This is a genomic window from Pseudomonas sp. PSPC2-3, from assembly GCF_049898265.1.
GTDB lineage: Bacteria > Pseudomonadota > Gammaproteobacteria > Pseudomonadales > Pseudomonadaceae > Aquipseudomonas > Aquipseudomonas veronii.
In genome coordinates, this window is the sequence record NZ_JAFCXJ010000011.1 from 230,663 (window position 1) to 256,068 (window position 25,406).

The 25,406-nt window shown below is 59.8% G+C and carries 24 protein-coding genes; 12 read left to right on the forward strand and 12 right to left on the reverse strand.

Annotated features, from left to right (window positions below; all coding sequences use genetic code 11):
- Window positions 1-106 precede the first annotated feature (106 nt).
- The 4 genes from ACP7E3_RS25390 (at window position 107) to ACP7E3_RS25405 (ending at window position 3,645) form a co-directional block, all read left to right on the forward strand.
- Complete coding sequence (locus ACP7E3_RS25390) at window positions 107-325, forward strand: hypothetical protein (protein WP_132849952.1); 219 nt, start codon at window positions 107-109, stop codon at window positions 323-325.
- Window positions 326-585: 260 nt separating this feature from the next.
- Entirely contained in the window at window positions 586-2,241 is a 1,656-nt protein-coding gene (locus ACP7E3_RS25395; protein WP_177030022.1) for a methyl-accepting chemotaxis protein, read from the forward strand.
- A gap of 42 nt (window positions 2,242-2,283) precedes the next feature.
- Window positions 2,284-2,817, forward strand: coding sequence for a chemotaxis protein CheW (locus ACP7E3_RS25400; protein ID WP_057004888.1), 534 nt, complete (start codon window positions 2,284-2,286; stop codon window positions 2,815-2,817).
- 21 nt (window positions 2,818-2,838) lie between these two features.
- Window positions 2,839-3,645 carry a CheR family methyltransferase gene (locus ACP7E3_RS25405; RefSeq protein WP_017846988.1) on the forward strand — a complete coding sequence of 269 codons (807 nt, stop codon included), beginning with the start codon at window positions 2,839-2,841 and terminating at the stop codon, window positions 3,643-3,645.
- A 21-nt stretch (window positions 3,646-3,666) separates the two neighbouring features.
- Here the strand turns inward: ACP7E3_RS25405 and ACP7E3_RS25410 are convergent, their stop codons facing one another.
- The 6 genes from ACP7E3_RS25410 to ACP7E3_RS25435 all read right to left on the reverse strand — a co-directional run bounded on the left by ACP7E3_RS25410 (window position 3,667) and on the right by ACP7E3_RS25435 (window position 9,947).
- A complete protein-coding gene (locus tag ACP7E3_RS25410) occupies window positions 3,667-4,104 on the reverse strand; it encodes a response regulator (RefSeq protein ID WP_017846987.1) in 438 nt (145 codons plus the stop codon).
- A gap of 2 nt (window positions 4,105-4,106) precedes the next feature.
- A complete protein-coding gene (locus tag ACP7E3_RS25415) occupies window positions 4,107-5,435 on the reverse strand; it encodes an ATP-binding protein (RefSeq protein WP_426124769.1) in 1,329 nt (442 codons plus the stop codon).
- 12 nt (window positions 5,436-5,447) lie between these two features.
- A complete protein-coding gene (locus ACP7E3_RS25420; RefSeq protein ID WP_046384059.1) occupies window positions 5,448-6,059 on the reverse strand; it encodes a chemotaxis protein CheC in 612 nt (203 codons plus the stop codon).
- Window positions 6,059-6,418 (reverse strand): response regulator, encoded by a 360-nt coding sequence (locus ACP7E3_RS25425; RefSeq protein WP_017846984.1) that lies wholly within the window; start codon window positions 6,416-6,418, stop codon window positions 6,059-6,061. The genes ACP7E3_RS25420 and ACP7E3_RS25425 overlap by 1 nt, the downstream gene beginning before the upstream one ends.
- A gap of 251 nt (window positions 6,419-6,669) precedes the next feature.
- Window positions 6,670-8,805 carry a TonB-dependent siderophore receptor gene (locus ACP7E3_RS25430; protein ID WP_169864794.1) on the reverse strand — a complete coding sequence of 712 codons (2,136 nt, stop codon included), beginning with the start codon at window positions 8,803-8,805 and terminating at the stop codon, window positions 6,670-6,672.
- Between the two features lie 200 nt (window positions 8,806-9,005).
- Window positions 9,006-9,947: a LysR family transcriptional regulator gene (locus ACP7E3_RS25435; RefSeq protein ID WP_046384061.1), complete on the reverse strand. Its 942-nt coding sequence runs from the start codon at window positions 9,945-9,947 to the stop codon at window positions 9,006-9,008.
- A 165-nt stretch (window positions 9,948-10,112) separates the two neighbouring features.
- Here ACP7E3_RS25435 and ACP7E3_RS25440 point away from each other — a divergent pair, with 165 nt between their 5' ends.
- Genes ACP7E3_RS25440 through ACP7E3_RS25470 form a run of 7 tightly spaced genes read left to right on the forward strand, consistent with a single transcriptional unit; the run spans window position 10,113 to window position 16,547 of the window.
- Window positions 10,113-11,453: a cation:dicarboxylate symporter family transporter gene (locus ACP7E3_RS25440; RefSeq protein WP_046384062.1), complete on the forward strand. Its 1,341-nt coding sequence runs from the start codon at window positions 10,113-10,115 to the stop codon at window positions 11,451-11,453.
- Between the two features lie 12 nt (window positions 11,454-11,465).
- Window positions 11,466-12,026, forward strand: a complete 561-nt coding sequence (locus tag ACP7E3_RS25445; protein WP_426124772.1) for a carboxymuconolactone decarboxylase family protein — start codon at window positions 11,466-11,468, stop codon at window positions 12,024-12,026.
- Between the two features lie 10 nt (window positions 12,027-12,036).
- The gene (locus ACP7E3_RS25450) at window positions 12,037-12,855 is read left to right on the forward strand and encodes an SDR family NAD(P)-dependent oxidoreductase (RefSeq protein WP_046384064.1); all 819 of its coding nucleotides are present in this window, start codon (window positions 12,037-12,039) and stop codon (window positions 12,853-12,855) included.
- A gap of 59 nt (window positions 12,856-12,914) precedes the next feature.
- Window positions 12,915-13,859, forward strand: coding sequence for an amidohydrolase family protein (locus ACP7E3_RS25455; protein ID WP_241561609.1), 945 nt, complete (start codon window positions 12,915-12,917; stop codon window positions 13,857-13,859).
- Window positions 13,860-13,885: 26 nt separating this feature from the next.
- A complete protein-coding gene (locus tag ACP7E3_RS25460) occupies window positions 13,886-14,821 on the forward strand; it encodes an SMP-30/gluconolactonase/LRE family protein (RefSeq protein WP_126588483.1) in 936 nt (311 codons plus the stop codon).
- A gap of 29 nt (window positions 14,822-14,850) precedes the next feature.
- The gene (locus tag ACP7E3_RS25465) at window positions 14,851-15,660 is read left to right on the forward strand and encodes a molybdate ABC transporter substrate-binding protein (protein ID WP_046384067.1); all 810 of its coding nucleotides are present in this window, start codon (window positions 14,851-14,853) and stop codon (window positions 15,658-15,660) included.
- Entirely contained in the window at window positions 15,660-16,547 is an 888-nt protein-coding gene (locus ACP7E3_RS25470) for an alpha/beta fold hydrolase (protein WP_046384068.1), read from the forward strand. Before ACP7E3_RS25465 ends, ACP7E3_RS25470 begins: the two co-directional genes overlap by 1 nt.
- Before the next feature lie 122 nt (window positions 16,548-16,669).
- Here the strand turns inward: ACP7E3_RS25470 and ACP7E3_RS25475 are convergent, their stop codons facing one another.
- Entirely contained in the window at window positions 16,670-17,548 is an 879-nt protein-coding gene (locus ACP7E3_RS25475; RefSeq protein WP_108525683.1) for an alpha/beta fold hydrolase, read from the reverse strand.
- Window positions 17,549-17,804: 256 nt separating this feature from the next.
- Here ACP7E3_RS25475 and ACP7E3_RS25480 point away from each other — a divergent pair, with 256 nt between their 5' ends.
- Window positions 17,805-19,100 (forward strand): MFS transporter, encoded by a 1,296-nt coding sequence (locus ACP7E3_RS25480; RefSeq protein WP_046384070.1) that lies wholly within the window; start codon window positions 17,805-17,807, stop codon window positions 19,098-19,100.
- 42 nt (window positions 19,101-19,142) lie between these two features.
- On the opposite strand, the gene ACP7E3_RS25485 is transcribed toward ACP7E3_RS25480, so the two are convergent.
- The 5 genes from ACP7E3_RS25485 to ACP7E3_RS25505 all read right to left on the reverse strand — a co-directional run bounded on the left by ACP7E3_RS25485 (window position 19,143) and on the right by ACP7E3_RS25505 (window position 25,250).
- Window positions 19,143-21,212 (reverse strand): 3-hydroxyacyl-CoA dehydrogenase NAD-binding domain-containing protein, encoded by a 2,070-nt coding sequence (locus ACP7E3_RS25485; protein ID WP_108525685.1) that lies wholly within the window; start codon window positions 21,210-21,212, stop codon window positions 19,143-19,145.
- 62 nt (window positions 21,213-21,274) lie between these two features.
- The gene (locus ACP7E3_RS25490) at window positions 21,275-22,522 is read right to left on the reverse strand and encodes an OprD family porin (RefSeq protein ID WP_426124777.1); all 1,248 of its coding nucleotides are present in this window, start codon (window positions 22,520-22,522) and stop codon (window positions 21,275-21,277) included.
- An 83-nt stretch (window positions 22,523-22,605) separates the two neighbouring features.
- On the reverse strand, window positions 22,606-23,601 hold the full coding sequence (locus tag ACP7E3_RS25495) for an ABC transporter substrate-binding protein (RefSeq protein ID WP_046384072.1): 996 nt from the start codon (window positions 23,599-23,601) through the stop codon (window positions 22,606-22,608).
- A gap of 36 nt (window positions 23,602-23,637) precedes the next feature.
- Window positions 23,638-24,405 carry an ABC transporter permease gene (locus ACP7E3_RS25500; protein ID WP_046384073.1) on the reverse strand — a complete coding sequence of 256 codons (768 nt, stop codon included), beginning with the start codon at window positions 24,403-24,405 and terminating at the stop codon, window positions 23,638-23,640.
- On the reverse strand, window positions 24,402-25,250 hold the full coding sequence (locus tag ACP7E3_RS25505; protein WP_426124780.1) for an ABC transporter ATP-binding protein: 849 nt from the start codon (window positions 25,248-25,250) through the stop codon (window positions 24,402-24,404). Before ACP7E3_RS25505 ends, ACP7E3_RS25500 begins: the two co-directional genes overlap by 4 nt.
- Between the last annotated feature and the right edge of the window lie 156 nt (window positions 25,251-25,406).

Consider the following 25,406-nt stretch of genomic DNA (forward strand, 5'->3'; position numbering starts at 1 on the left):
AGAAGGTGTAGAAAACCAAGAAGTTCTGCAGCGTTACTTGATAGAAAAACCTATGAGTTCCAAGGCCTTAGAAACCTGGATAGGACAAAGAAACTAGGAGGCAATCATGACGTTGAAGGAATCGCACGCGGCGATTGCGCGCTATTTATATAACGCCACGCCTCCGTCAGTCGTCTACCGATTATATAAATCACCGCTGCCGGGCCGTTTTTTATTACAGCCCTTACTTACCGCCCCGGTAAAACCGAATTATTTTACCGCTGACCGACGACTGACCTGTTCTGCGCTCAAGTTGATCTTGGCCCGAGCCGATAGGCTGATGTGAGAAGGATCGCTATTTACTGATTCAGGGAGGAACCTATGTCGTCATACGGCAACTTGCAGCCGCTTCCTCAGGCTCGCACTTTTTTCCACTTATCGCTCGTAGCCGCTGCCTGTGGCGCGTGCGCCCTGCTATTGAGCGGCTGGCGCACCGACAACCAGACAACGCGCCCAGCAAACGCCTGGGCAAACCGCTGTTTATTCCTCGAACGATAGCAAACCCGGCAATTCAGCCAACCGCACCGCACATGGAGAGGCCTTTCAATGAAATGGTTCTACGATTTAAGGATAGCTACCAAGCTCATCACTTCGTTCTTGCTGGTGTTGGTGCTGACGGCCATGACGGGCGTGTTCGCCATCATCCAGTTGGGCCTGGTTAACGAAACTGCCGCTGAGATGCGCGACAACTGGTTGCCTTCGGTGCGGGTTGTCTCCGGCATTCGTTTTTTTGTCGCCAACTATCGGGTCAAGGAACTGCGCTATCTGATGGCCGACAGCCCGACGGAACAGGCGCAATATGAACAGGAGATCGTCGATGCCCGCAAGGAAGTCGAGACCCGCATGGCGCGCTATGAAAAAGAGCTGATCTCAAGCCCGGCGGAACAGGCGTTGTTCGATACGCTCAAGACCAACTGGAACAGCTACCTCAACACCAGCAAGAACCTGTTGGCCGAGTCGCGGCAGGGTTTGAAGGAACAGACCAGTGTCATTCTCAAAGGGGATTCGAAACGGGACTTCGAACAGATCTCCAGCGACCTGGTAAAACTCATCGACCTCAACGACGCCGGAGCCACGGCAGCCAATCAACGCGGTAACGAAATCTACGCCAATGCGCGACTGTCCATCATCGCCGCGGTACTCGTGGCTTTGCTGGTGGGTATCGCGCTGGCGTTGTTTATTTCACGCATCATTTCCACCCCGCTGAAAAGGGCAGTGGATGTGGCCAGCCAACTGGCCGAAGGTAACCTGGCCGTGAAGATCGAAGGTGGTTCCAAGGACGAAACCGGGCGTGTGCTCACGGCGATGCAGGCAATGATTGGCAAGCTTTCGCAGATTATCGGTGAGGTGCGCAATGCCGCCGACGGTCTGGCCAGCGCGTCGGAGGAAGTCAGCGCTACCGCCCAGGCCATCAGCCAGACCACCAGCCAACAAGCCGCAAGCGTCGAAGAAACCAGTGCGTCCATCGAACAAATGAGTGCCAGCATTAACCAGAACACCGAGAACGCCAAGATAACCGACGGCATGGCCAGCAAGGCGGCCAAGGAAGCAGGAGACGGCGGCGACTCTGTTCAGCAGACGGTGCAGGCGATGAAAAAAATCGCGCAACGCATCAGCATCATCGATGACATTGCTTACCAGACCAACTTGCTGGCCTTGAACGCCGCCATCGAAGCGGCGCGAGCCGGCGAACATGGCAAGGGCTTCGCGGTGGTGGCGGCCGAAGTGCGCAAACTGGCGGAGCGCAGCCAGGTGGCCGCTCTGGAAATAGGCGAACTGTCCACCAGCAGTGTCGAAATGGCCGAACGGGCCGGCCATCTGCTTGGCGAGATGCTGCCGTCGATCAACAAGACCTCCGATCTGGTCCAGGAAATCACGGCCGCCTCCGAAGAACAGGCAGCCGGCGTGGCGCAGATCAATTCGGCGATGAACCAACTCAACCAGGTCACTCAGCAAAATGCCTCCAGCAGCGAAGAGCTCGCTTCCACCGCCGAAGAAATGAGTACCCAGGCCGAACAGTTGCAGCAGGCCATGAGTTTTTTCAGGCTGGACGCAAGCGATCAGGCATCGAACGTCACACTGGGCAAATCCAGCCAGGCAAGCAGCGTATCGCGTGCGGTGGCGCGGGCACCGCGAGCGGTCCCGCAGAAAACCTTCCTCAAGAGCGCAGGCCCCGACGAAAGCGAGTTCACGCGGTTCTGAGCGCAAACCGGACGCGGTGCTTTTTTCATGCAGGAGAGCGACATGGGCGCGTTAACCGATACCCGACAGACGACGGCGATTCAAAAGCAGGAGGCGCAGTACCTGACGCTCCTGCTGGGCGGCGAAATGTTCGCCATCGATATCCAGGGCATCAAGGAAATCATCGAGTACGGACACGTGACTCCGGTGCCGATGATGCCCGACTTCGTGCGCGGCGTGCTTAACCTGCGAGGTGCCGTGGTGCCGGTGCTGGACCTCAAGGCACGGTTCGGGCAGCCCTGCACGAAGGTCTCTCGACGCAGCTGTGTGGTGATCCTCGAAGCCAGCAGCGAGGACCACCAGGCCCAGGATATCGGGCTTCTGGTGGACAGTGTGTCAGAGGTACTGGAAATTCCGGCGGACGAGATCAAGCCAGCCCCCAGCTTTGGCGCGCGCATTCGCCCGGACTTCATCAGCGGCATGGCCAAGGTCGCCGGCACGTTCGTCATCGTCTTGCAGGTGGACAAGGTGTTGTCGATGGATGAAATGTCTCAACTGGCGGACGCCGGTGACAGCCCCAGCCTCCAGGAGCTGTAAGTCACGAACAAGGAGTTCGGATTGAAACAGATCAATCTTGAAGATCGTGAATTCACCCAGTTCCAGTCCTGGCTCTATGGTGCAGCGGGCATCCACTTGTCACCCATGAAAAAAGCCCTGGTTGCCGGGCGTCTGTTCAAGCGCCTGCAGTTCCATGAACTGGAGAGCTACGGCGCGTATTTCAAAATGATAATGGGCAAGGAGAACCCCGACGAACTGCAGTTCGCCCTGGACCTGTTGACCACCAACGAAACGTATTTCTTTCGTGAACCCAAGCACTTCGAGTTCCTGCGCGAACGGGTATTGCCCTTCGCGTCGCCAGGCAAGACCTTCAGGGTGTGGAGCGCGGCCAGCTCCTCGGGCGAAGAACCTTACAGCCTGGCCATGACCCTTGCCGAAACCCTGCGCAGCACGCCCTGGGAGGTCATCGGATCGGACATCAGCACCCAGGTACTGGCCAAGGCCCGGAACGGGCATTACCCGATGGAACGCGCCAACAGACTGCCGCAGTCCTTGCTCAGTCGATACTGCCTCAAGGGCATCGGCCAGCAGGAAGGCACCTTCCTGATCGATAAATCCCTGCGCCAGCGGGTCAGTTTCGTGCAAGTCAACCTGATCGAAACCCTGCCCCAACTGGGCGAATTCGATGTGATTTTCCTGCGCAACGTGATGATTTACTTTGATCAGGAGACCAAGCGAAAAGTGGTCAGTCGCCTGCTCCCATTCCTGCGACGTGGCGGCTATTTCATGATCAGTCATTCGGAAAGCCTGAACGGCGTCAGCGATGCGTTCAAGCTGGTGGCGCCTTCGATTTATCAAAAACCGTGAGGCGCCGAAGCTGTCGAGCCACTATTCGCTGATGAGCTTCTTCGGGTTGTCACGTTCACGCAGCACACATTGCATTTCCAAAGCCTCATCGAGGGTGAGCTGAAGCTCTTCATCCTTCCAGGGTTTGCTGATGTAGCGGAAAATGTACCCATCGCTGAGTGCCTGCGTGATCATGCTCATGTCGGCATAACCGGTCAGCAGGATATTCATGCAGTGCGGATCGCGCTTATGCACCTCACGGAGCAGGGTCGGGCCGTCCATGAACGGCATGCGCGCGTCGCAGACGATCAGGTCTATGGGGTGCAGTTCGAAAAGGCTCAGCGCCTGCGCGCCACTGGTGGCCAGCAGCAAATCGTAAGGCTTGCCACGCAGCAAGCGGCGCAGGCTGTTGAGGATACTTTCTTCGTCGTCCACCAGCATGACGGTGTAGCGTTTTTCGCTCAACTCGGTGGTGTTCATGCTCAGCATCCTTCAACGGCAGAGGTAGCGTGGGCCTGTACCTGGGGCTGACGTAACGGGAGCCACGCACGGAAGCAACTGCCCCGGCCCGGTTCACTTTCGACGGTGAGTCTTCCATGGTGCTTGACGATGATGCTGTACGACAGCGACAGGCCCAGGCCCGAGCCCATGCCTACCGGCTTGGTGGTGAAGAACGGTTCGAATATCCGGTTCTGGATGTCCAGCGGGATGCCGTGACCGTTGTCGACGACCTCGACGAACACACCGCCGTCTTCCCTGCCACTGTTGATGATGATTTCGCCATCAACGCCCACGGCATGGCTCGCATTGATGAGCAGATTCAAGAACACCTGATTGATCTGCGAGCCCATGCACTCGATAGGCTCGATATCGCCGTAGCGCTTGATCACCTGAGCCTTGAACTTGATCTCGTTCCAGATAACGTTGAGGGTGCTATCCAGCCTCTTGTGCAGATCGGCCAACTGCCATTCGTAGCTGTCGACATGGGAGAACTCGCGCAGGTCCTTGACGATACGAGTGACCCGGTCCAGCCCCTCGACCGACTCGACGATCAGCTCGTCGATGTCCTGCCGCATGAAGTCGTAATCCGCCTTGTCCCGCATGGCCGCAAGCTCGGGATGAGCCTGCGCATGTTTTTCGTCACTGGCCTGTTCGTAGGCGTCGAGCAATGCGAAAAGATCCACCAGGTAACGCCGCAGGCTGTTGACGTTGGAGCACACAAAGCCGATCGGGTTATTGATTTCGTGGGCCACGCCCGCCGCAAGCTGGCCTATCGCAGCCATTTTCTCGGACTGCAGCAACTGCGCCTGAGCCTCCTCGAGCCGTGCGATCAGCAGCGCCTGGGCGCTCTTTTCCTCTTCCAGCAACTCGTTGAGGTGCGTCAGTTCGAGTTGGCGGGCAGCGGTATCGGTCGTATCGCTTATCGCCAGGCCCACCCCCAGACTGCCGCCATCGGCGTCCTGCACCGGGAAGAACGTGCAGTTCTGATACATGTGCCCGACCAAGCCACTGATCGGCCGGGTGCTTTCGAAGTTGAACAGGTGCGGCCGTTGCTGCCAGGAGGTGAACGCAAAGTTCTGCAGCGTGACGACGCTGTTGATCTTCTGCCGGGTCCAGACCTCGGGCAGTTCCGGAAACACTTCGAACAGCGTGCGACCGACGAGCTCTTCGGCGCTGCGGCCGCTGTTGATGGACATGAAGTGGTTGGAGAACAGCACTTTGCAGTCATGGTCGACCAGCAGCACGCCCATGTTGATGGCCTTGAGCATCGACTCAAGGGTTTCCCGGGAAATTGCCTTGTTGTCTGTCATGAAGACGCCCCTTCAAAGCTCATAGAGCAAGCGATCGATGGCCCGGACCACAACGCCTGCTGTACGTTCGGTAATACAGATCAGCAGGTCGCAAGAGAATTGATGAGCCTGCACCTCGAAACGGATTTCCAACACCATCGCCAGGTGTTCGTTCAGGTTCAATTCATTCAGTGCGTTCGCGGACTCTTCTCTGTGGACCAGAATCGACGGCGCGTCATAACTCACTTGTATCGCCACCTGCTTGGCCAGGCCACTGATGCAGGCGCCGGACAGGATGTTGGTGACATCCAGCATCAGTTCTTCCTGCTGCGCAGGGCCGCCGTCGCTATAGCCGAGCAATTCGGCGAGCTTGTCGGCCCCCATGGAACCAAAGCAAACGAACACCTCTCCGCGCAACTCCCCCAGGAACGACTGGCGGGTGACGATCATGGAGCTTCGACGAAGATGGTCCGGAATCAACAGGTTGTCCTGCTCCCGGATCAGTGGGTGAATGAAAGGAACCGAAAGCGTAACCATGGTGTTGGTCAGCCGGGCCAGTCGTTCGGCGGCCTGCCCCATGGCAATGTTCATCAATTCCTGCAAGGCGTCACGTTGGTCTTCGGTTAGCGCGGCCAAGGTTTCCATCAAAGTACCCCTATGACGTGCAAGGCATTGAGTACAGCTTGCGCCGTAACCGGCTTGGCGACGAATGCAGCAGCGCCCAGATCGGATACGCGCTGCCTGGCCAGCGGCTGGATGTCGGCGCTGATCACCACGACAACCACATTCGCGTCCTCGCGCTTGAGCGCCTCAAGGGTCTGGAAGCCATCCATGACCGGCATGGTCAGATCGAGAAAAAGCAGGTCCACCAAACCGGCGTGATACGCCTCCATCACCTCGGCACCGTTACAGGCCTGGCGAACATCTTCGGTCAGTGATTCTGGCAGGGAACGCAAGACCAGCTTGCGGGACATGGATGAGTCATCAGCGATTAGGACTTTCATGATGCACTCCACATTATGAAGTGTCCTGCAGCCTCGGGAGGGGTCGCAGAAACGAAGATTCGCAAGAACCTTTTAATCACTCTAACCCGACATCTAGCAAAGAGCCATCATCCAATCCTGATATTGCGCGAGGGATTTTCGGAGCCTGTAGGGGTTTCCCTACAGGCCGCCAAAAAGTGTGGCTGCGTGACCTTCGCCCGGCATACCACCGGATCAACCGACGAGGCACATCGCGCCGGGCGCTGACCGCGCTACAGAGTGTAGGAAATACCCACTTGCACCGTGCGCGGCTCGCCAGGGTAGGCGTAGAAGTTCAAGAACGAGCCCTCTTCGTACTCGCGATTGAACAGGTTCTTCACGTCCAGGTTGAGCCTGACCTTTTCGTTGACCTTGTAGTAACCGAGCAGGTCTACGACCGTGTAGGCGTCCATCGCGAACGTGTTGTTGGCCGTCTGCCCGGCACGCTCGGCCACGTATTTGCCACCGGCGCCGAGGCCCAAGCCTTTGAGCGCGCCGTCCTGGAACTCATACACGTTGAGCAGGCTGAAGCTATTGCGCGGAATGTTGGCCAAACGCGTTCCGGTACGGACAGTGGTGTCCTTGGTGACGGCGGCATCCACATAGGCATAGCCGCCGATCATCCGCCACTCGGGCGTCAGGTTGCCGGCCACGTTCAGATCAAAGCCGCGGCTGCGGACCTGGCCCGTCGCAACATTGAAGGCGGAGTCAACGGGGTCGACACCCTGGACATTTTTCTTCTCGATCTGGTAGATCGCCGCATCGACGCTCAGCTGTCGGTCAAGCGCTTCCCACTTCACGCCCATCTCGTAGGACTTGCCCTTCTCCGGATCGAACCCACCGCCCTGACGACTGGCGCCAGTGTTGGGCTTGAACGAGCGCGCGGCATCCGCGTAGAGCGCGACGGTGTCGGTGAGGTCATACATCACGCCGACGCGCGGGGTGACGGCGTTGTCGGCGGCGTTCCAGCTTCTGACACCGGGTACGTAGGACTCGTAATCGTGCTCGAAGCGCTCGAAGCGCGCACCGGCGAGGACTTTCAAGCGCTCGGTCAGTGCCACCTGGTCCTGAACGAAGGCCGCGTAGGTCTTGAGGTTTTCTTTATCGTGCGTCGGCGTGCGGGTCAGCGCCGGACGAGGCTGGCCGTAGACCGGGTTGTAGATATCGATCGGAAAGGTCCCCGCCACGGCGCTGGAACGCTGGATGATCGACTTGTAGTCGTAGTCTTCGTATTCGATGCCAGTGAGCAAGGTGTGATCAAAGCCGCCGGTGGAAAAGTGCCCGGTCAGGTTGAGTTGGTAGTCCTTGTCGGTCCATTCCAGCTTGCGGTAGTTGAAGTTGCGCTGAAGTGTGCGGCCATCGGCATCCAGGCTGGTCGCGCCGTTGGCCTCGACACCATTGCCCTTCATCGTCCCGTCCAGCCACTGGAACCCACCGCCCAGGGTCCAGTTGTCGTTGAGCAGATGTTCGAAGCGCAACTGGGCCATGTTGTTATCGTTGTGCAGGTCGCCGGCGTACTTCTCACCCCAGAAGGTGTCACGGGACGGCGTCCCACGCTGGTTGGCGAAGCGTGTCAGGCCGCGATCCAGCGGGCGATTGTTACGCATGAAGTCGCCTTCGAAGATCACCTTGGTGGCGTCATTGGCCTGCCAGGTCAACACCGGGGTCACGCCGTAGCGTTCGCTCGAGACATGGTCGCGGAAGGTGTCGCCGCCCTCGCCCACCACGTTCAGACGATAGGCCAGCGCGCCTTGCTCATCCAGCGGGCCGGACGCATCGAGGGTGCCGCGCTTCATGCCCTGATCATTCAATTGGCTACCCAGCGTGACCGTGGGCTCGGCCAGCGGCTGCTTGGATACCACGTTGAAGGTGCCACCGGGATCGCCACGGCCATACAGCATGGTCGCCGGCCCGCGCAGCACTTCAAGGCGCTCGATGCTGTTGGCGTCGGGCATGCTCGGGTAGCCGCGGTTGATCGGGAAACCGTTGCGGTAGAACTCGGCAGTGGTAAAGCCTCGCACGGTGAAGCTGGTAAGCCCTTGCCCGCCGAAGTTGTTCGCCCGGCCGACGCCGCCCGCGTAGTCCAGGGCCTCCTGCAGGCGAGTCGCACCAATGTCCTCGACCACGTCCTTGGGCACTACGCTGATGGACTGCGGCGTTTCATGAATCGAAGTGTCGGTACGGGTCGCACTGGCTGAACGTGTCGCGCGGTAGCCCTTGACCGGCCCTTGAGCCGTCTCGTAGTCCATTTCGCCGGTGACCGTGGTCGCCTGCAACTCGAGGCTGGGTTGTTCAGAGGCGGCAACCTGCGCCCAGGCAAAAGGAGTAAACGCCTGAAGCACGCAGAGGGAAATCAGGGTGTGACGCATGGATGTTGGACCTCATGAATGAGCCGACGCGCAGGCAAACCTGCCAAGAATTCGCGGCGCATGATATACCAAACCATTCGCGTATGACATGGATTCTCATTAACTGTTTTTCGCGTATCAGCTTTGTATCAACCGCATAAAAATCCAGGCAAAAAAAAACCACTCGCTGGAGTGGTTCGCCTTTGCCATGCCGGGGCACCCTAGGTTTTTGTGCTTTCCAGCCCCAGCCAGAGAGTCGCGTCCTTCCACGCGCCGACCGTCACCAGCTCTTCCAACGTCTCCAACAGAATCTTTTCCCAACTCAACGCCAGGCGGCTGCTTCTACGGTCTTTGAGTGTCGTCAACGAAACCGTGGATCGGATGCCCGGTCGTTCGATGGTGTGACCGACCAACAGCCCCTTCGCGATATCTTCCTGAACGGCTGCGTGAGCAAGAATGGAGTACCCCATGCCTTCGGCGACCAGACGCTTGGTCAAGCTCACGCTGTCCACTTCGAATATGACGTTCAGCCGCAGTCCATTCTGCGCGGCAACCTGCTCGATCAAGCGACGGTTACTGTGCGGCAGGCCCGGAAGGATCAGCGGGAAATCAGCCAGGCCGGTGATACGCACCGATCTCGGCGCTTCCCCTGGAGGCCCGACCAGCACCATGCGCTCACTGAAAATGGGTTTGACATCAAAGGCCTCGAGCAGAGGCTGGTTGTACACCACGGCTACCTGGATTCGGCCATCCAGCAGCCATTCCTGCAACGACGTGCTCAACCCTTCCAGCGCGTGCAGCGACGCCTTCGGCCAGCGTTCGTGAAAACGACGGATCAATTGCGGCCCCACAATGGTCCCGATCGCAGGAGGCAACCCGATCGCCAAATGGCCGCGCTCTTCAAACGCACTGTTTCGGACATGGTCAGCGGTGTCCTCCATGTAACGCAGCATTACATCCGCCCGCTCCAGCAGACGCGCCCCAGCGGCAGTCAGCTCCACCCCCCTTCCGTGACGAATGAACAGTGCCACCTGAAGCTGCTCTTCAAGCTTGGCGATCTGCCGACTCAGAGCCGGCTGAGCAATGAAGAGCTCTTTGGCCGCACGGCTGAAACCTCCGCACTGGGCCACTTTTACGAAGGAGCGTAGTTCCCGAATATCCATCGTTATCACCATGCCGTAATGGCATAGCTTTGTATCAAAATAAGGTTTTTGTGCCTAGCTTTAGTTTTTTCTATGCTCATCGCTGATAGCTGAAGGCCCAGCTTGCCCGTCAAGGGACGTGTTACCACAAGAATAATGATGCCCATTCTCGGGCCAGGAAATGCCATGAATCAGTTGAAGAAACTCCACGTACAGGTGCTGATAGCACTTGTTGCTGCCGTCATCCTCGGTTTCGCCGCACCGCAATGGGCGGTCGCCATGAAGCCCCTCGGACAAGCATTCATCGCGCTGCTGAAAATGATGCTGGCGCCGATCGTTTTCGTCACCCTGGTTCATGGCCTTACCCATGTTCAGGACATGCGCAAACTCGGCCGACTCGGTATCAAGTCGCTAGTCTATTTTGAAGTGGTCAGCACCGTCGCGATGCTCATTGGTTTCATTCTGGTCAACGTCGTTGAACCGGGCGTGGGCCTGCATGCGACGAGCCTGAATGAATCCAGTGAAGCGATCAAGGCCACCTCTGCGGCAGGCAGTGTGTCGATGATCAACTACCTGCTGGGGCTCATTCCCCACACACTGGTCGATGCTTTCGCCAAGGGCGACATCATCCAGGTACTGATCATCTCGGTATTGGCCGGTATCGCCATCAACCGCGTCTGCGGCCCTGATTCGGTCGCCGTCAAAGCCCTTGGCGAGGCGCAGAGCATCCTCTTCAAAATGCTCGGCTTCATCATGAAGCTGGCCCCTCTGGGCGCGTTCGGCGCCATGGCTGCGGCCATCGGCAGTTACGGTGGCGACACCCTGCTCTATCTGCTCAAGTTGATCGCGGTTTACTACGCCGCTTCACTGATCTTCGTCTTCGGCATTCTGGGCTCGATCAGTTGGTCTATCGGCCTGCCCTTCGGCACTGTGCTGCGCCTGATTCGCGATGAGATCCTGCTGGTGTTCGGCACGGCGTCCGGCGAAGTGGTATTCCCACGCCTGATCGAAAAGCTGCAACGCAGCGGTTGTGACGAAGTGGTCGTCGGTTTTGTACTGCCCGCCGGCTACAGCTTCAACCTTGATGGAACTGCCATCTACATGGCGGTTGCGATCGGGTTCATCGCACAAGCGACCGACACGCCTTTCTCCCTGGTGCAGCAACTGGGTCTGCTGGCGATCCTGAGTATCACCTCCAAAGGCGGTACCACCGTTGCAGGCGGTGCCTTCATCAAGCTGGCCGCGACGTTGCAATCGGTACAAACCCTTCCGCTGAGTGGCCTGGGGTTGCTGTTCGGCATTGACCGGATCATGGCCACCGCTACCGCCCTGACCAATATCGTCGGCAACACCGTCGCGGTGTTTGCCATCGCGCGCTGGGAAGGCGCATTCGACCCCGACGCTTTCGAGCGGGCAACCGGCCGCAAGCCGAGCCGAAGCCTGCTGCGCCCACCGGTCGAAAGCCCGTCAGCCGAGGCGGCCATCGCGCCCGCGCACAAACCGTCTATTCAGTCACCGCGTCCCTGACAGGAAAGCTCCATGAATCGTTTAAAGCCTATCGACCCGAACCACCTCAGCGACGCGCAGCGCCCGGTTTACGAGCGCATCGCCAATGGCCCTCGCCAAGGCGTGCGCGGCCCTCTGGCGATCTGGCTGCATCGGCCAGCGCTGGCCGAGTGCGCCCAGGCACTGGGCCGCTACTGCCGCTATGACACCTGCCTGGACCCGCGCCTGTCGGAGCTGGCCATTCTGTTGATGGGCCGGCACTGGCTCGCCGAATACGAGTGGGCGGCGCACAAGCCTTTCGCACTGAAGGCCGGGCTGGCGCCACACATCATCGAAGCGATTCGGGATGACCGCGAGCCGGCGTTCGAAAACGCCGATGAAGCCCTGGTCTACCGCTTCATTCGCGAACTGCACGCCCAACGCGCTATCGGCGACGGCCTCTACGCCGAATTCGTCGAACTGATGGGTACCGATGCGGCCGTCGATCTGGTCGGCATCGCGGGTTACTACACCCTGATTTCCATGACCATCAAGGTGTTCGAAGTTCCGCCACCTGCGGGCGCCACTGCCGAACTGCCGACTACATTGAACTGAGGATACTTGCATGACTGATACTCTCCCAAAAAGCGATCGCCTCAAGGGCAAAGTCGCTATCGTCACCGGCGCCGGCTGTGTCGGCAGTGGCTGGGGTAATGGCCGCGCGGTCGCGGTGATATTCGCCATGGCCGGGGCGAAGGTGTTCGCGGTCGATCGCGACCTGGGCGCCATGGAGGAAACCCTCGAACGCATCCGTGAAGCCGGCGGTGAGGTCACCCCATTCGCCTGCGATGTCACCGACAGTCAGGCGGTCGCCTCGATGGTCGCCGCGTGCAAAGCGGCTTACGGCCAAGTCGATATTCTCGTCAACAACGTCGGCGGTTCCGCCGCGGGCGGCGCTGTGGCATTGGCCGAAGACAAGTTCGATGCGCAGATCGCCCTGAACCTCAGAAGCGTCTACCTGACCTGCAAGCATGTGCTGCCACTGATGGAAGCACAGGGCGGCGGTTCGATCATCAACACCGCCTCGACGTCCGGCACGCGCTGGACGGGCTCGGCACAAGTGGCTTACGCCGCCAGCAAAGCCGGCGTCATTCAACTGTCTCGCGTCACCGCCGTCGAATACGCCCCCAAGGGCATCCGCGTAAATACGGTGGTTCCGGGGCAGTTGCATACACCGATGGTCGAAGTGCGCCTGGCCGGGCAACGCACGGGCGGCGATGTGAGCAAACTGCTCGATTCGCGTGTGGCACGCATTCCACTCGGGTTCATGGGCGATGGCCGCGATACGGCGTTTGCAGCGCTGTATCTGGCCAGTGACGAATCACGCTTCGTCACCGCCACGGAAATCATCGTCGATGGCGGCATGACCGCACGCTGCGACTGACTCATTCCAAAGGGCTGTGCAAAGCGCAGCCCTGCCCGCCTACCCAACCAGGGCCGAACATGGACGACTTTTCCTGCGTTCAGACGTCACGTCGTCTGTTCATCAAACACACCATGATAGCTGCCGCCGGTATCGGTCTGGCAGGCGGCGTATCGGGGCAGACTTTCGGAGCCAGCATGTCGATTTCATCCAGCGCTACAGGTGCCTGGGATTGTCACACCCATATCTATGGCCCGTGGGCGCGTTTCCCTCTTCCGGCCAACGCGGCCTATACGCCTGAGCCTGCGCCTTTCAGCGAACTGCTGGGCATGCATCGTCGACTGGGTATCAGTCACGGCGTGCTGGTGCAGGCTGCGCCCTATGGCACCGACCACAGCGCCATTCTGGAGGCGATAGCCAGCAGCAACGGGCATTATCGCGGTGTCGGCATCATTGATGAAACCACCACCGACGATCAGTTGCAGGCTCTGCACGACGGCGGCCTGCGCGGTATCCGCTTCAACTTGATGGGCCATCTGCCGGGGGCCCGCGACCCACAAAAGCTGCGCGCATTGGCCGAGCGCGTCGCTCCGCTGGGGTGGCACGTGCTGGTGCACGGGGAGTTGCCGACGCTGTTGCCATTCCTCCACACCTGGCGCGACCTGAAGACGCCACTGGTCATTGATCATATGGCGCGCCCGGACCTCACCCAGCCGGTTGATCCGCGGTTGATGGACGAACTGCGGGCGGAACTGGGCCACGCGAATCGCTGGATCAAACTGTCGGGCATCGATCGTGCCATGCAGGGTCAGCCCGGCCCTTGGCCGCAGGCGCTGGATCAGGTTCGCGCGTTACTGGAGTGCGCCCCCGAGCGCGCCATCTGGGGATCGGACTGGCCGCATCCGAACATCAAAGGGCCGATACCTGACGATGCCCAGCTTCTCGCCTTCATTCGCCAGGTGTGCGACAGCCCCGCCTTGCAGCAGGCGGTGCTGGTCGACAACCCGGCGCGCCTTTACGCCTGATGTGCGTCCATTCAGGAGATCAAACGATGAACGAAATTACCTGGGTTCCCAGCTCCCGCGTGCCCGACCCGAGCGTTCGCGAATTGGACCCTCGATTTGCGCACTACCGCCTTGCCCATGCCAAGGTTGAGCGTCTCGGTACAGGCCTGCGCTGGGCGGAAGGCCCCGCCTGGTTCGCCGACGCGCGCTTCCTGCTGTTCACCGACCTGCCGAACGATCGCATCATGCGTTGGGACGAGACCACCGGCGGCTTGAGTGTCTTTCGCCAGCCCTCGAATCAGGCCAATGGCATGACGCGCGACCGTCAAGGACGCCTGCTCGTTTGCGAGCATGGCGGCCGGCGCGTCACCCGCACCGAATACGACGGCAGCATCAGCGTGCTGGCCGACAGCTTTGCAGGAAAGCCGCTGAATTCGCCGAATGACATCGTCGTGAAGTCGGACGACAGTATCTGGTTCACCGACCCACCGTTCGGCCTGATCAGCGACTACATGGGCCGGCAAGGCACCGCGCAACTGCCGGCCAACCTCTATCGCCTCGATGCGGACGGCAGCCTGCACTGCGTGGCCGAAGACCTCGACGGCCCGAACGGCCTGGCCTTCTCCCCGGATGAAAAGACCCTCTACCTGGTTGAGTCCAGGGCTCGCCCTCGGCGCATCGTCGCCTACAGCGTCGATGAGCAAGGCCAAGTCAGTCATCGGCGTGAGCTGATCGATGCCGGCAGCGGGTTGCCCGACGGGATACGCGTGGATGTGGACGGTAACCTCTGGTGCGGCTGGGCCACGCCTGAGCCCGGACTGGACGGTGTACGCATCTTCGCCCCTGATGGCACCGCGATTGGTCACATCGACCTGCCGGAGCGTTGCGCCAACCTGTGCTTCGGCGGCCCACGCGGGAATCGTCTGCTGATGGCGTCGACCACATCGTTGTACTCGTTATTCGTCAACACTCGCGGCGCTTGAAACAGGCGCCCATTGAAGAAGGCAGCACCATGAAAAAAACAAGATCTGCTCCGATACTGCTGTCCACCGGTTTGGTCAGCCTGCTCGGTTTTTCTCAATTGAGCCAAGCCGCTGAACTGAAGATCATTGCCAGTGGCGCACTGCGGGGTGCCATGGAACACCTTCAGCCGGCCTACGAAAAAGCCAGCGGCAATACCCTGAGTTTCAGTTGGGGACCTTCAATGGGCACATCGCCCGAATCCATTCCAGAACGCATCAGGCATAAAGAGCCGATGGACCTGGCGATCATGGCGGATGAAACCCTGGAACTGCTCTCGCCCACCGGCGCGTTTGATATGACCACCCGCCGCGAGATCGCCGACTCGCGCATCGGTGTCGGGGTGCCTCACGGCAAACCCAAGCCGGACGTATCAAGCGTCGCCGCGCTCACCTCGGCGTTGCTCAATGCCGACAAGATCGCTTACTCCCAAGGTGCCAGCGGCGTGTATATCCGTACCGAGCTGTTCCAGCGGTTGGGCATCAGCGACAAGATCAAAGGTAAAACCGTTGAGATCGCCGGCAAGGAACTGGTGGGCACGGCGCTGGCCAGAGGCGATGCGGACATCGGCATGCAGCAAATCAGCGAGTTGAAGGTCACCCCCGGCGTCGACTACCTGGGCCCGCTTCCCGAAGAGGTACAGAAAATCAGCCGGTTCTGCGCGACAGTCGCCCGCGAGACGCCTCATACACAACCTGCCCGTGAGTTCATTGCCTTCCTCAACAGCCCGGCCGCACGTCATCTGCTGACCGAAAGCGGCCTCGAACCGGCCAACAATCCAACGGCACAGGAGCGTAAATAATGAAAACCCTCTCGCGTATTCTGCTCGGCGCCACCTTTGGCCTCACTTGCGCCGTTGCGATGGCTGCTGGCACACCGATCAAGCAAACGCTGGTCAACTATGACAACGTGCAAATCGAGGTCAGCTCGCAAGGGAAAGGGCCGGTGATCGTGATGCTCCCTTCATTGGGGCGTTCGGCTCGCGATTATGACCAGGTCGCCCATTATCTTCAGGTGGATGGGTTCCGCGTCCTCAGGCCCGAGCCGCGTGGCATAGGGCAAAGCAAAGGGCCGATGGAAAACCTGTCGGTACACGACTTTGCCCGGGACGTCGCAGCAGTCGTCGAACATGAAAACACAGGCCCTGTCGTGGTGGTCGGTCACGCCTGGGGCAACTTCGCCGCGCGCATGCTCGCCGCCGATCGCCCTGACCTTGTCCGCGGTGTAGTGATGGCCGCAGCGTCTGCCGGCAAAGTGCCGCCGGGCTCGACGGAAAAACCGATCAATGCCGAGATGCGGCAGGCCATCGATGGTGCCGGCGACCTGTCGCTGCCCGAAGAGCAACGCCTGATCTACCTGCGCAAGGCCTTCTTTGCCCCCGGCAACGATCCTACTGTGTGGCTGGGCGGTTGGCACCAGGCCACCCACGATGCCGAGTCCCATGCACGCAACACCACACCGGTAGACGACTACTTCGCCGCCGGCAGTGCCCCGATTCTCGATCTGCAAGGTGAAGCGGACACGGTTGCCCCGCGGCGCTTCTCCGGCGTGCTCAAAAGCATGCTCGGTGACCGGGTCCAGGTCGTGGTCTTGAAAGATGCCGGACACGCCATGGCGCCTGAGCAACCCAAAGCGATGGCGGATGCCATCGCTGCGTTTGCCAAGGCCCAGTACGCCCGCAAGATGTAGCGCGCAATACACGCCGCGCAACAGATGAGGAATGCTCCGAACCGAAAGGTCCGGAGCATTTTTCCGTCAGGCCACGGCCAACGCATGCACCGCCCGTCAATCAAATCGGCGACAGACGCCGATCACTTGTCCGCATACACGCGTTTAGCGAAATCGGCGATGGCACTCGCCATTTCACGCGGCTGCTCGGGGGCCATGGCATGTCCGGCGTTGGCAATGGTTTTATGTTCGACCCGATCGCCGAGCATGGATTTAAGAATGTTCGGGATAACGACGGCGTCATGCTGCCCTTGCAGGTCGAGAATCGGCACGGTTGCGCCGGCTGACCAATAAAGATCCACGGGTGTGCTGTCCCGTGCATGGTCTTGAGCCTGGTGGGTCTTGTCGTACCATCCGCTCAGCCAGGCGCGCGGATCGTTGCCGGGGGCGAAGAACGCTTCCTTCAGATAGCTGATTCGCTGGGCTTCGGGTAACGCGTAATTGCCCGCGCCTTTGATCGCTTCGAGCATGCGGCCGTAGGGCTTTTCAGATGAACCGGCAGGCAACTTACCAATCGACGCGGCGGCCAATACGATCCCCTTGACCAGATCTGGACGATCGACCGCCAGCACACGCGCAGGTTGGCTTCCCCAGGCATGCCCGACCACCACCGCAGGCCCGGTGCTGGCTTTATCCATCACCAAGGCGACGTCGGCCGCAAAATCGTGCAGCGTCGGCGTATCCATGGGCGCCTTGCTGCCCTTGACACCGCGAGGCTCCGGACGGATCACGCGATAGCCGTCACCTACCAGGTAACGGGCCACTTCGTCATAGTCGTTCGCGCCACGGCCTTTTGAAGGCAGGATCACGATGACATGCCCCTTGCCCTGATCCAGCGCCTCAATGTGTACATTGCCTTTCTCGGCAACAATTGTTCTGACCATGTCGTCGGTATGTCCCGGCAAGCTATAGGCAACTAGCCCTGCCACTATGAGAGATTTAATCATCTTAGTGTATTGCATTACATGAGCCTTTTATTATTGTTTGGCACGCCAAACCGATGGGTGTGAGCCATCAGGTTTATGCACTTTCAAGAAAATAACCAATGCTGATGCGTCATGGTTTTCGATGCCTGTCGGGCATGGCAGGAATCCCCGCAAACACTGCCACGGCCCCATGCCCTGTGGTTATAGCGACCTATGGTTAAAAGGTGTTGGCGAGGATAAGAAGCGCGCCCCTATGCTTCCAGGTTCCTCACTACAACAATAATGGACGCGCATGAACATACTCACAGCAGGCGAAGTAACAAGACAGGAGGCGCTGGAATCGAGTGCCTGCCGTAAAGCCGCGATAAGGTTAATCCCACTGCTCGCCATCGCGTATTTCTTTAATTATCTCGACAGAACTAACGTCGGCTTTGCTTCACTGACAATGAATGAAGATTTGGGGCTCACTGCTTCCCAGTTCGGTTTTGCAGCCGGCATTTTTTATGTGGGCTATTGCTTGTTCGAGGTACCCAGCAATCTGGCGCTGTACCGCTTCGGTGCGCGGCGATGGCTCGCAAGAATCATGATTACCTGGGGGCTGTTCTCCGCCTCCACCGCGCTGGCTCAAGGGCCGCTCAGTTACGCCTTCATCCGCCTGCTGGCCGGTATCGCAGAAGCCGGGTTCTTTCCTGGCGTCATTTTCTTCTTGTCGCTGTGGTTTCCGATCCAATACCGGACGCGGGTCATGGCCTGGTTTCTGTTTGCCATCCCCGTCTCTTCCGTCCTCGGTGGGCCGCTCTCTGCCGCCATGCTCTCGATGGATGGTCTTTGGGGGTACCGGGGCTGGCAGTGGCTGTTGGTGCTACAAGGCCTTCCGGCATGTGTGCTCGGCGTACTGTGCTTGAAGTGCCTGGCCGACAGGCCCGCAGACGCCAAGTGGCTGACTGTGCACGAGCGCCAAGCGTTGCAGTCGGCACTCGACGCGGAACATGAGTCAAAGGGCGCGCACAGCTTTCGACAGTCCATCAACGACGTCAGGGTATGGCTGCTCGCCGCGATTCTGTTCAGCTACATCATCGGCATCCTGGGCATTGGCGTATGGTTGCCGCAAATCCTCAAAAGCCATGCGCTGACGACGACTCAGATCGGCTGGGTGTCGGCGATACCGTATCTGATTGCCAGTGTCGCGATGCTCGTGTGGGCGAAGGTGCTCGCGCGCAAAAGGCGGTATGTGCTCCACCTGGCCATTACCTGCGCCACCGGAGCGGCCGGGTTTATTTTCTCGGTGGTCTACAGCGACCTGATTCCGGCACTGATTGGCCTCACGGTGGCGTTGATCGGGTTGAGTTCGGTCCGCACGTGCTTCTACAGCATCCCCGCGACGTTTCTGAGCAAGCAAGCCGCGGCCGGTGGCATTGCGTTCATCAACGCCGTGGGTAGCCTCGGGGGGTTGGTCGGTCCTTACGCGGTCGGCTGGCTCAAAGACCTCACCCACTCATTCAACGCCGGCCTTATCGCAATGGCCGCGATGCTGTGTGTCGCGACGGTCCTGACGTTGATTCTGAGGCATGTGATCAAAGAAGCCTGACGCAATGCCCCGGCGGGCTCAACAACCCGCCGGGGCCGATCGTCAATGAGCGTGGAAGGTTTTGCGGCGCGTCATGAACGCCAAGAGTGCCTTTCCAGCTTCAGGGTTATAGCGCGTCAGCGCTTTTGCCACATAGCCCAGCCCCCTCTGGTCGGCATGGTAAGTCAACCCGCCCTTGTAGCGCGGAAAGCCATATCCATGAATCCACACCAGATCGATATCGCCAGGGTGCGCCACGATATCGTTGTCGATCAGCCAGGCGGCCTCGTTGATCATTGCAAACAAACAGCGCTCTTCGATTTCCTGATCGGTGATGTTCCGCGGCGTGATGTGCCATTGCTGCCGGTGCTGGTCCAACACCTCGGTCAACCAGGGGTCCGGCACGGCCTGGCGGCTGCCTGGCGCGTATCGATAAAACCCAACACCGGCTTTTTGGCCAAGACGGTCGGCGGCGTACAGTTTATCGACCCAATCGCAGCGCCGCTCACGCTCGTTCAACCGAGAAAGGCGCCCCTGGCGGTTGCGCCAGGCAACATCCACGCCGGCCAGATCACGCAGTTCAAAGGGGCCGATGGGGAAGCCGAAGGCACGCATCACACGGTCGACATCCTCGGGTGGCGCGCCCTCCTCCAACAGGAACATAGCTTCCCGCTCCCGCGCCGCCAACAGCCGATTGCCCACAAAACCGTCACACACCCCGACCGTTACCGCAACCTTGCCGAGCCGCTGCGCCAAAGCCAGCACCGCCGCCAGCACTGCCCGGTCGGTCTGGGTGGTACGCACCACCTCCAGCAGTTTCATCACCGGCGCGGGGCTGAAGAAATGCATGCCCAGGACCTGCTGTGGACGGCTGACGCCATCGGCGATGGCTTCGATGTCCAAGTAGGACGTGTTGGTCGCCAGAATGGCGTGCGGCTGACACAACCTGTCCAGTTGTTGAAACACCGCACGTTTTACCTGCAGGTCTTCAAACACCGCTTCGATGACCAGGTCGGCGTCCGCCACCGCGTCCATTGAGGTCGACGGCCGAATCAAGGCCCGGCAGTGTTGCGCAGCCTGGGCATCGAGCCGCCCTTTGAGCAACGCGTCCCGGTAATAGTCGTCGATGTTTTTCACACCGCGTTGCAACGCGGCATCCTGCACGTCGATCAGGCTTACAACGAGGCCTGCATTGGCGATGCAGATGGCAATCCCGGCGCCCATGGTGCCTGAGCCAATCACCGCGACCTTTTGAATCGAGGGCGCGTGGCCATTGGCAGCGAGCTGACGCGTGCGGCTGGCCAAGGCGCGCTCAGTGAAAAACAGATGCCGCAACGCCTTGGCCTGGGCCGATTGTCGGCGCTCGATAAACAGCCTGCGCTCCACGGCCATGCCTTCGTCAAACGGCACGGTCAGGGCGGCCTTGATCGCCTCGAGGGCAGCCAGGGGCGCTTGTTGCCCGCGCATTTTTTTCATGACGCCGGCGACTTTCGCCTCGAATTCAGCGGCGTCATGTTCGGCAATCAGCCGATCTCGCGTTCGCCGCCAGAAGGGTTGGGCCACACTGAAGCGCCGTGCGTACTCAATCGCTGCGACGTGGACGTCGGTCGCCACGCAGTGATCGATCAGCCCGGCTGCGTGTGCCTGCGCCGCCGTCAGACGCTGCCCGGCAATGACCAGGTCGACGGCGATCAACGCGCCACACAGGCGAACCAAGCGCTGCGTGCCGCCGGCACCGGGGATCAAGCCCAGGCTGACCTCGGGCAGACCAAGCACCGCAGACGCATCCGCGACCCGCAGATGACACGCCAACGCCAGCTCCAGCCCCCCGCCGAGCACGGAGCCGTGAAGCGCAGCAATCACCGGTTTGGGGCTGTTTTCAATGGTGTTCAGAACGTCCGGAAGGTGCGGCGCCATCAACGGCTGGTCGAACTCCTTGAGATCGGCTCCGGCCACAAACGTCGTGCCCTGGCAGGCGAGGACGATGGCGCGCACCGTGGGGTCGGCCTGAGCCTGTGCCAAACAGTCCGACAGTTGTTGCCGGACGCCTTGGGACAACGCGTTCACCGGCGGGTTATGGATGACGATGACACCAATGCCATCAGCTGAATTCAAACTGACCAAGGATTCCATGAGCGTTACCTGAGTGATGCGACCGTCGCCTGGTAACGATCCTTCGTCACCAGGCGGAAGGGTCACAGGAAGGAAATGGGATAGCTGAGGATCACCCGCGTGTCGTTGGCATTACGGGAGAAGTCCGAGCGGTACACCGCGTTGCGCAGGCGTATGTCCAAGGCCTTGAGCGGCCCGCTCTGCACCCGATACTGCAGTTCGACATCCAGCTCACGCTCGCCGCCGGAGTCGGTCGTGCGCAGCTCTGCGTCGGAGCCCTTGATGTAACGGGTCATGAAGGTCATCCCCGGCAAGCCCCACGACGCCAGATCGCGCGCATAACGCACTTGCCATGAGCGTTCGCCCTTCTCGGCAAAGTCGCCCACCTGCACGAAGTTGACCAGGTAAGGGTCGGTACCGTCGACGTAGGGAAACGCCGAATCCCCGTGCATGGCTTGATACCCCAGGCTGAATGCGTTGCCCCGCCATTCATAGGTAGCCAGCCCGCTGAACGCACGATTGTCCACCTGCCCGGCGCGCGCTTGCCCCTGATCGTCGCTGACAAACAGGCGCAGATCCGCCTTGAACTTACCCTCACCGACGTCGTGGGTACTGTTGAAACCGAGATAGTGCTGCTGGTAGACATCCTCCAGTCGTCCGAGCTGATAGGTCAGCTGGAAATGCTTCCAGCGGTAAGCGGCACCCGCCAACTCGAAGTTGCCGCCGTCGAGCGCGCCGGAAAAGCGCCGATTCTTGTTATTGATCGACAACCCTCGCGCACCGGTGACATCGCGATCGGTGACCTGATCAAGGTGCCCCCCGATCAGCTCCAGGCCATTCCACTCCCGGGACTCGATCATGCCTCCGCGAAACGTTTGCGGGAGCAAGCGTCCGAAGTTCGCTTGCAGCGTCGGCAGCTTGGGCATCAAGGTGCCGACCTTCAGCTCGGTTTTGGACACGCGCATTTTCGCGGTCAACCCGGCCTTGGAATACTCGCCCGGGGCGCTGCCGTCATCGCGAACCGGCAGTAACCCCGTGCCGGTTCGATCCGGACTCGAATCGAGTTTCAGGCCGACCATGGCGATCGCATCCAGGCCAAACCCGACGACGCCGGGCGTGTAACCCGACTGTGCGCGCAGAATGAAGCCCTGCGCCCATTCATCGCGTTTTGATGGGCCGCTGCCGTCGCGAAAATCGCGGTTCATGTAGAAGTTGCGCATTTCCAGGTCGACCTTGGAGTCGGCGAAGAAGTCGGCTGCCTGGGCGGTGGCCAGGCAGGGTCCGACGGCGAACACCACGCCCCACGATGTGCATATTTTTTTATTATTCATGATGATTTCCGGGCGGTACGCAGCCACACCGCGCTCGTTCGAGATCGGTGGGCCGGTATATCCATCAGGTAAGAGTGAGGGTGTCAGTGCATCGCGGTCATGTAGTCGCCGGCCTTGCCGGGAATCGATTGACCTTGGACTTTGCCGAGAAACGCAATCGCCCGGGCGACGTCTTCCTCGCTCAGATAAGGCGTTTGAGGAAATGAGTGTTTGTTGGAGGCCCAGGCCGCCGCGTACACGTTATCCGGCGTGCCTTCAAAGCGCGCGCGCACCAGTTTCATGGCCTGCTCAGGGTGCTCGTTGATCAGCGTCGTCGCTTGCGCCAGCGCGTCCAGGAATGTCTTCACCGTCTGCGGGTTTTCATCGGCCCATTGCTTGCGCGCACTCAAGGCGATGGAGGGATAACCATCAAGCTCCTTGACCTGTCCTTCGGCCATATCCAACAGGGTGAAACCTTTGTGTTCGATAATGGCGCTGTCCGAGGTCGGAGAGGACAGTGCGAAACCGTCGATACGTTCCTGGGCGAACGCCGTCAGAATGGCGCTGGCACTGTTCAGGTATAACAACGTGAAGTCCTTTTCTGCCGAAAGGCCGCCTTTTTCACCGAGAAACCGCACCAGGAAATCAGCACTGCCGCCCGCGCCGCTGACCGCAATCTTCAAGCCCTTCATCGCTTTCAGCCGCTGCTCCATCGGCGTTTGCGCGGTCAGGCCCAGTTGGTCGGCTTTCTTCTGGCTGATCACCACGTTGCTTGCGTACTGCCCCACCAGCCGGCCCAGCAGGGTCAAGTCGGCGCCCTTCAATTTCGCGTTGATCGAGTTCTGGATCGCACAGGAACAGAACTCGACGGTTCGACTGGCCAGGCCCGAGGTCGCGGCACCGCCGCCCTTGAACTTGACGAGTTCGACATTCATCCCCTGCTTCTTGAAATAGCCGCCATCCACCGCCACGAACAGCGGCATATGCACGAACCCATCGGTGCCCAGGGCAACTTTTATATCCTGCGCATAAGCGCCAGTGGCGCCAGCCAGCAACGAAGCGACAAGGCCCGCCTTTGCGATCAGTTTTTTAATAGACATGCGTACACCTGTATTTTCTTGTGAGTTATGAACAGGTCAAACCGAAGCTTCACGATCACCCAGATCTTTTTTCCATGGCATCAGGCGTGTCTCGACCATACGCACGATCGCTTGCAGCAGCAGCGCCAGAGCGATGATGGCGACCAACGCGGCGAACACCCCAGCGGTGTCCAACTGCCCCGCCGCATCTTGCAGCAGATAGCCGAGCCCACGATTGGACGCCATGATTTCGCCGACGATGGCCCCGATCAGCGCGTAAGGCACCGAGAGCTTGAGCCCGGTGAATACCCATTGGATGGCCGAAGGGAACACCACCTTGGTGATCAAGTGATGCTCGCGTGCGCCCATCAAGCGCAGGATCTCCAGCTGCTCGCGGTCGACCGCTCGCACGCCGCTGTAGGTGTTGAGGAAGACAAGGAAGAACACGATGGTGGCGGTCAGGATGATCTTCATCTCGATCCCGATGCCGAACCACATGATGAACAGCGGGGCCAGGGCCACTTTCGGCAAGCTATAGATCGACACGAGGATCGGATCGAGCAGCTTGGCCAGCAATTCGTTACGGCCCAACAGCAACCCCACCCCGATCCCGACCGTCGCCCCGAGCACGAAGCCGGCAAGGGTTTCCACCACCGTGATCCCACCATGGGAAAACAGCCTTCCGCTGATCACCAGCTCGTAGAACTTGCCGGCGATTTCACTGGGAGAACTGACGAAAAAGGGATCGATCAACGGCCCCGATGACAGCTCCCACGTGGCGAACAGTGTGATGAAGATCGCCAGACGTCCAAGGAATATATTCATGCTCGGTTACCCTCCGATGCATCGTTCAAAGATGGGGTCATGAAGTCCCACAAGTCGCCGCAAAGCTGGTGGTACCTGGGGTCCTTGCGCAGTTGGAGAATGTTGCGCTCCTCGCCCAGCGGGATCGGCACGTCCTTGACAATGGTGCCGGGCCGGCCGGCGAAGATCAGGCAGCGATCCCCCAGGGCGACGGCTTCATCCAAGTCGTGAGTCACGAAGATCACGGTCTTGTTCAAGCGCCGACTGAGCCGAATCAGCTCGGTCTGCATACGCATGCGCAGTTGCGCATCCAATGCCGCGAAAGGCTCGTCCATCAGCAGCGTTTCCGGGTCATAGGCGAGCAGGCGGGCCAGCGCCGCACGTTTGCGCATGCCGCCGGACAGTTGGCTGGGGTAGGATTTTTCGAAGCCTTCAAGACCGACCAGTTTGATCAGTTCCTGAATACGCTCGCGCCGTTGCACCTTGGGCATGCCTTGGATTTCCAGGGGCACGGCAATGTTGCCGACCACATCGCGCCAGGGCAGCAAGTGGTCGCTCTGGGTCATGTAGCCGGTACGGCCATTGACCCCGCATACGGCTTTGCCGTTGTAGACCACCTGCCCTTCGGTGGGCGCGAACAGCCCCGCGACCATGTTCAGCAGTGTGGATTTACCACATCCCGATGGCCCGACCACGGTGACCACTTCACCCTTCTCGATCGACAGGTTGATGCTGTGGGATGCCTGTTTGGCCACGCCCTTGACCGTGAAGGATTTGGAAACACCGATAAATTGGATCAGCGCCGACGCGCGCTCATCCCGTTCCGCGCCAGCTGGCGTGGTGATGGCTTTTAATGCGACAGGCATGATGGGCTCCTTCTCTGAAAATGCAGGTTGCCCAGAGGGAGCCGTTGGTTCGATGTGCAGTTGAGTACGTTCATAGCGACCTACTTGTTTTTATGAGTCGTTGATGAAGCTGTCTTGATTATGAAACCGGGGCTGTGAGGGTCAATCCACCTATTC

Coding starts and splice junctions, on each gene's coding strand:
- ACP7E3_RS25390 (WP_132849952.1), top strand. CDS start 107: ATGACGTTGAAGGAATCGCACGCGGCGATTGCGCGCTATTTATATAAC.
- ACP7E3_RS25395 (WP_177030022.1), top strand. CDS start 586: ATGAAATGGTTCTACGATTTAAGGATAGCTACCAAGCTCATCACTTCG.
- ACP7E3_RS25400 (WP_057004888.1), top strand. CDS start 2,284: ATGGGCGCGTTAACCGATACCCGACAGACGACGGCGATTCAAAAGCAG.
- ACP7E3_RS25410 (WP_017846987.1), bottom strand. CDS start 4,104: ATGAACACCACCGAGTTGAGCGAAAAACGCTACACCGTCATGCTGGTG.
- ACP7E3_RS25415 (WP_426124769.1), bottom strand. CDS start 5,435: ATGACAGACAACAAGGCAATTTCCCGGGAAACCCTTGAGTCGATGCTC.
- ACP7E3_RS25420 (WP_046384059.1), bottom strand. CDS start 6,059: ATGGAAACCTTGGCCGCGCTAACCGAAGACCAACGTGACGCCTTGCAG.
- ACP7E3_RS25425 (WP_017846984.1), bottom strand. CDS start 6,418: ATGAAAGTCCTAATCGCTGATGACTCATCCATGTCCCGCAAGCTGGTC.
- ACP7E3_RS25430 (WP_169864794.1), bottom strand. CDS start 8,805: ATGCGTCACACCCTGATTTCCCTCTGCGTGCTTCAGGCGTTTACTCCT.
- ACP7E3_RS25435 (WP_046384061.1), bottom strand. CDS start 9,947: ATGGATATTCGGGAACTACGCTCCTTCGTAAAAGTGGCCCAGTGCGGA.
- ACP7E3_RS25440 (WP_046384062.1), top strand. CDS start 10,113: ATGAATCAGTTGAAGAAACTCCACGTACAGGTGCTGATAGCACTTGTT.
- ACP7E3_RS25445 (WP_426124772.1), top strand. CDS start 11,466: ATGAATCGTTTAAAGCCTATCGACCCGAACCACCTCAGCGACGCGCAG.
- ACP7E3_RS25450 (WP_046384064.1), top strand. CDS start 12,037: ATGACTGATACTCTCCCAAAAAGCGATCGCCTCAAGGGCAAAGTCGCT.
- ACP7E3_RS25455 (WP_241561609.1), top strand. CDS start 12,915: ATGGACGACTTTTCCTGCGTTCAGACGTCACGTCGTCTGTTCATCAAA.
- ACP7E3_RS25460 (WP_126588483.1), top strand. CDS start 13,886: ATGAACGAAATTACCTGGGTTCCCAGCTCCCGCGTGCCCGACCCGAGC.
- ACP7E3_RS25465 (WP_046384067.1), top strand. CDS start 14,851: ATGAAAAAAACAAGATCTGCTCCGATACTGCTGTCCACCGGTTTGGTC.
- ACP7E3_RS25470 (WP_046384068.1), top strand. CDS start 15,660: ATGAAAACCCTCTCGCGTATTCTGCTCGGCGCCACCTTTGGCCTCACT.
- ACP7E3_RS25475 (WP_108525683.1), bottom strand. CDS start 17,548: ATGCAATACACTAAGATGATTAAATCTCTCATAGTGGCAGGGCTAGTT.
- ACP7E3_RS25480 (WP_046384070.1), top strand. CDS start 17,805: ATGAACATACTCACAGCAGGCGAAGTAACAAGACAGGAGGCGCTGGAA.
- ACP7E3_RS25485 (WP_108525685.1), bottom strand. CDS start 21,212: ATGGAATCCTTGGTCAGTTTGAATTCAGCTGATGGCATTGGTGTCATC.
- ACP7E3_RS25490 (WP_426124777.1), bottom strand. CDS start 22,522: ATGAATAATAAAAAAATATGCACATCGTGGGGCGTGGTGTTCGCCGTC.
- ACP7E3_RS25495 (WP_046384072.1), bottom strand. CDS start 23,601: ATGTCTATTAAAAAACTGATCGCAAAGGCGGGCCTTGTCGCTTCGTTG.
- ACP7E3_RS25500 (WP_046384073.1), bottom strand. CDS start 24,405: ATGAATATATTCCTTGGACGTCTGGCGATCTTCATCACACTGTTCGCC.
- ACP7E3_RS25505 (WP_426124780.1), bottom strand. CDS start 25,250: ATGCCTGTCGCATTAAAAGCCATCACCACGCCAGCTGGCGCGGAACGG.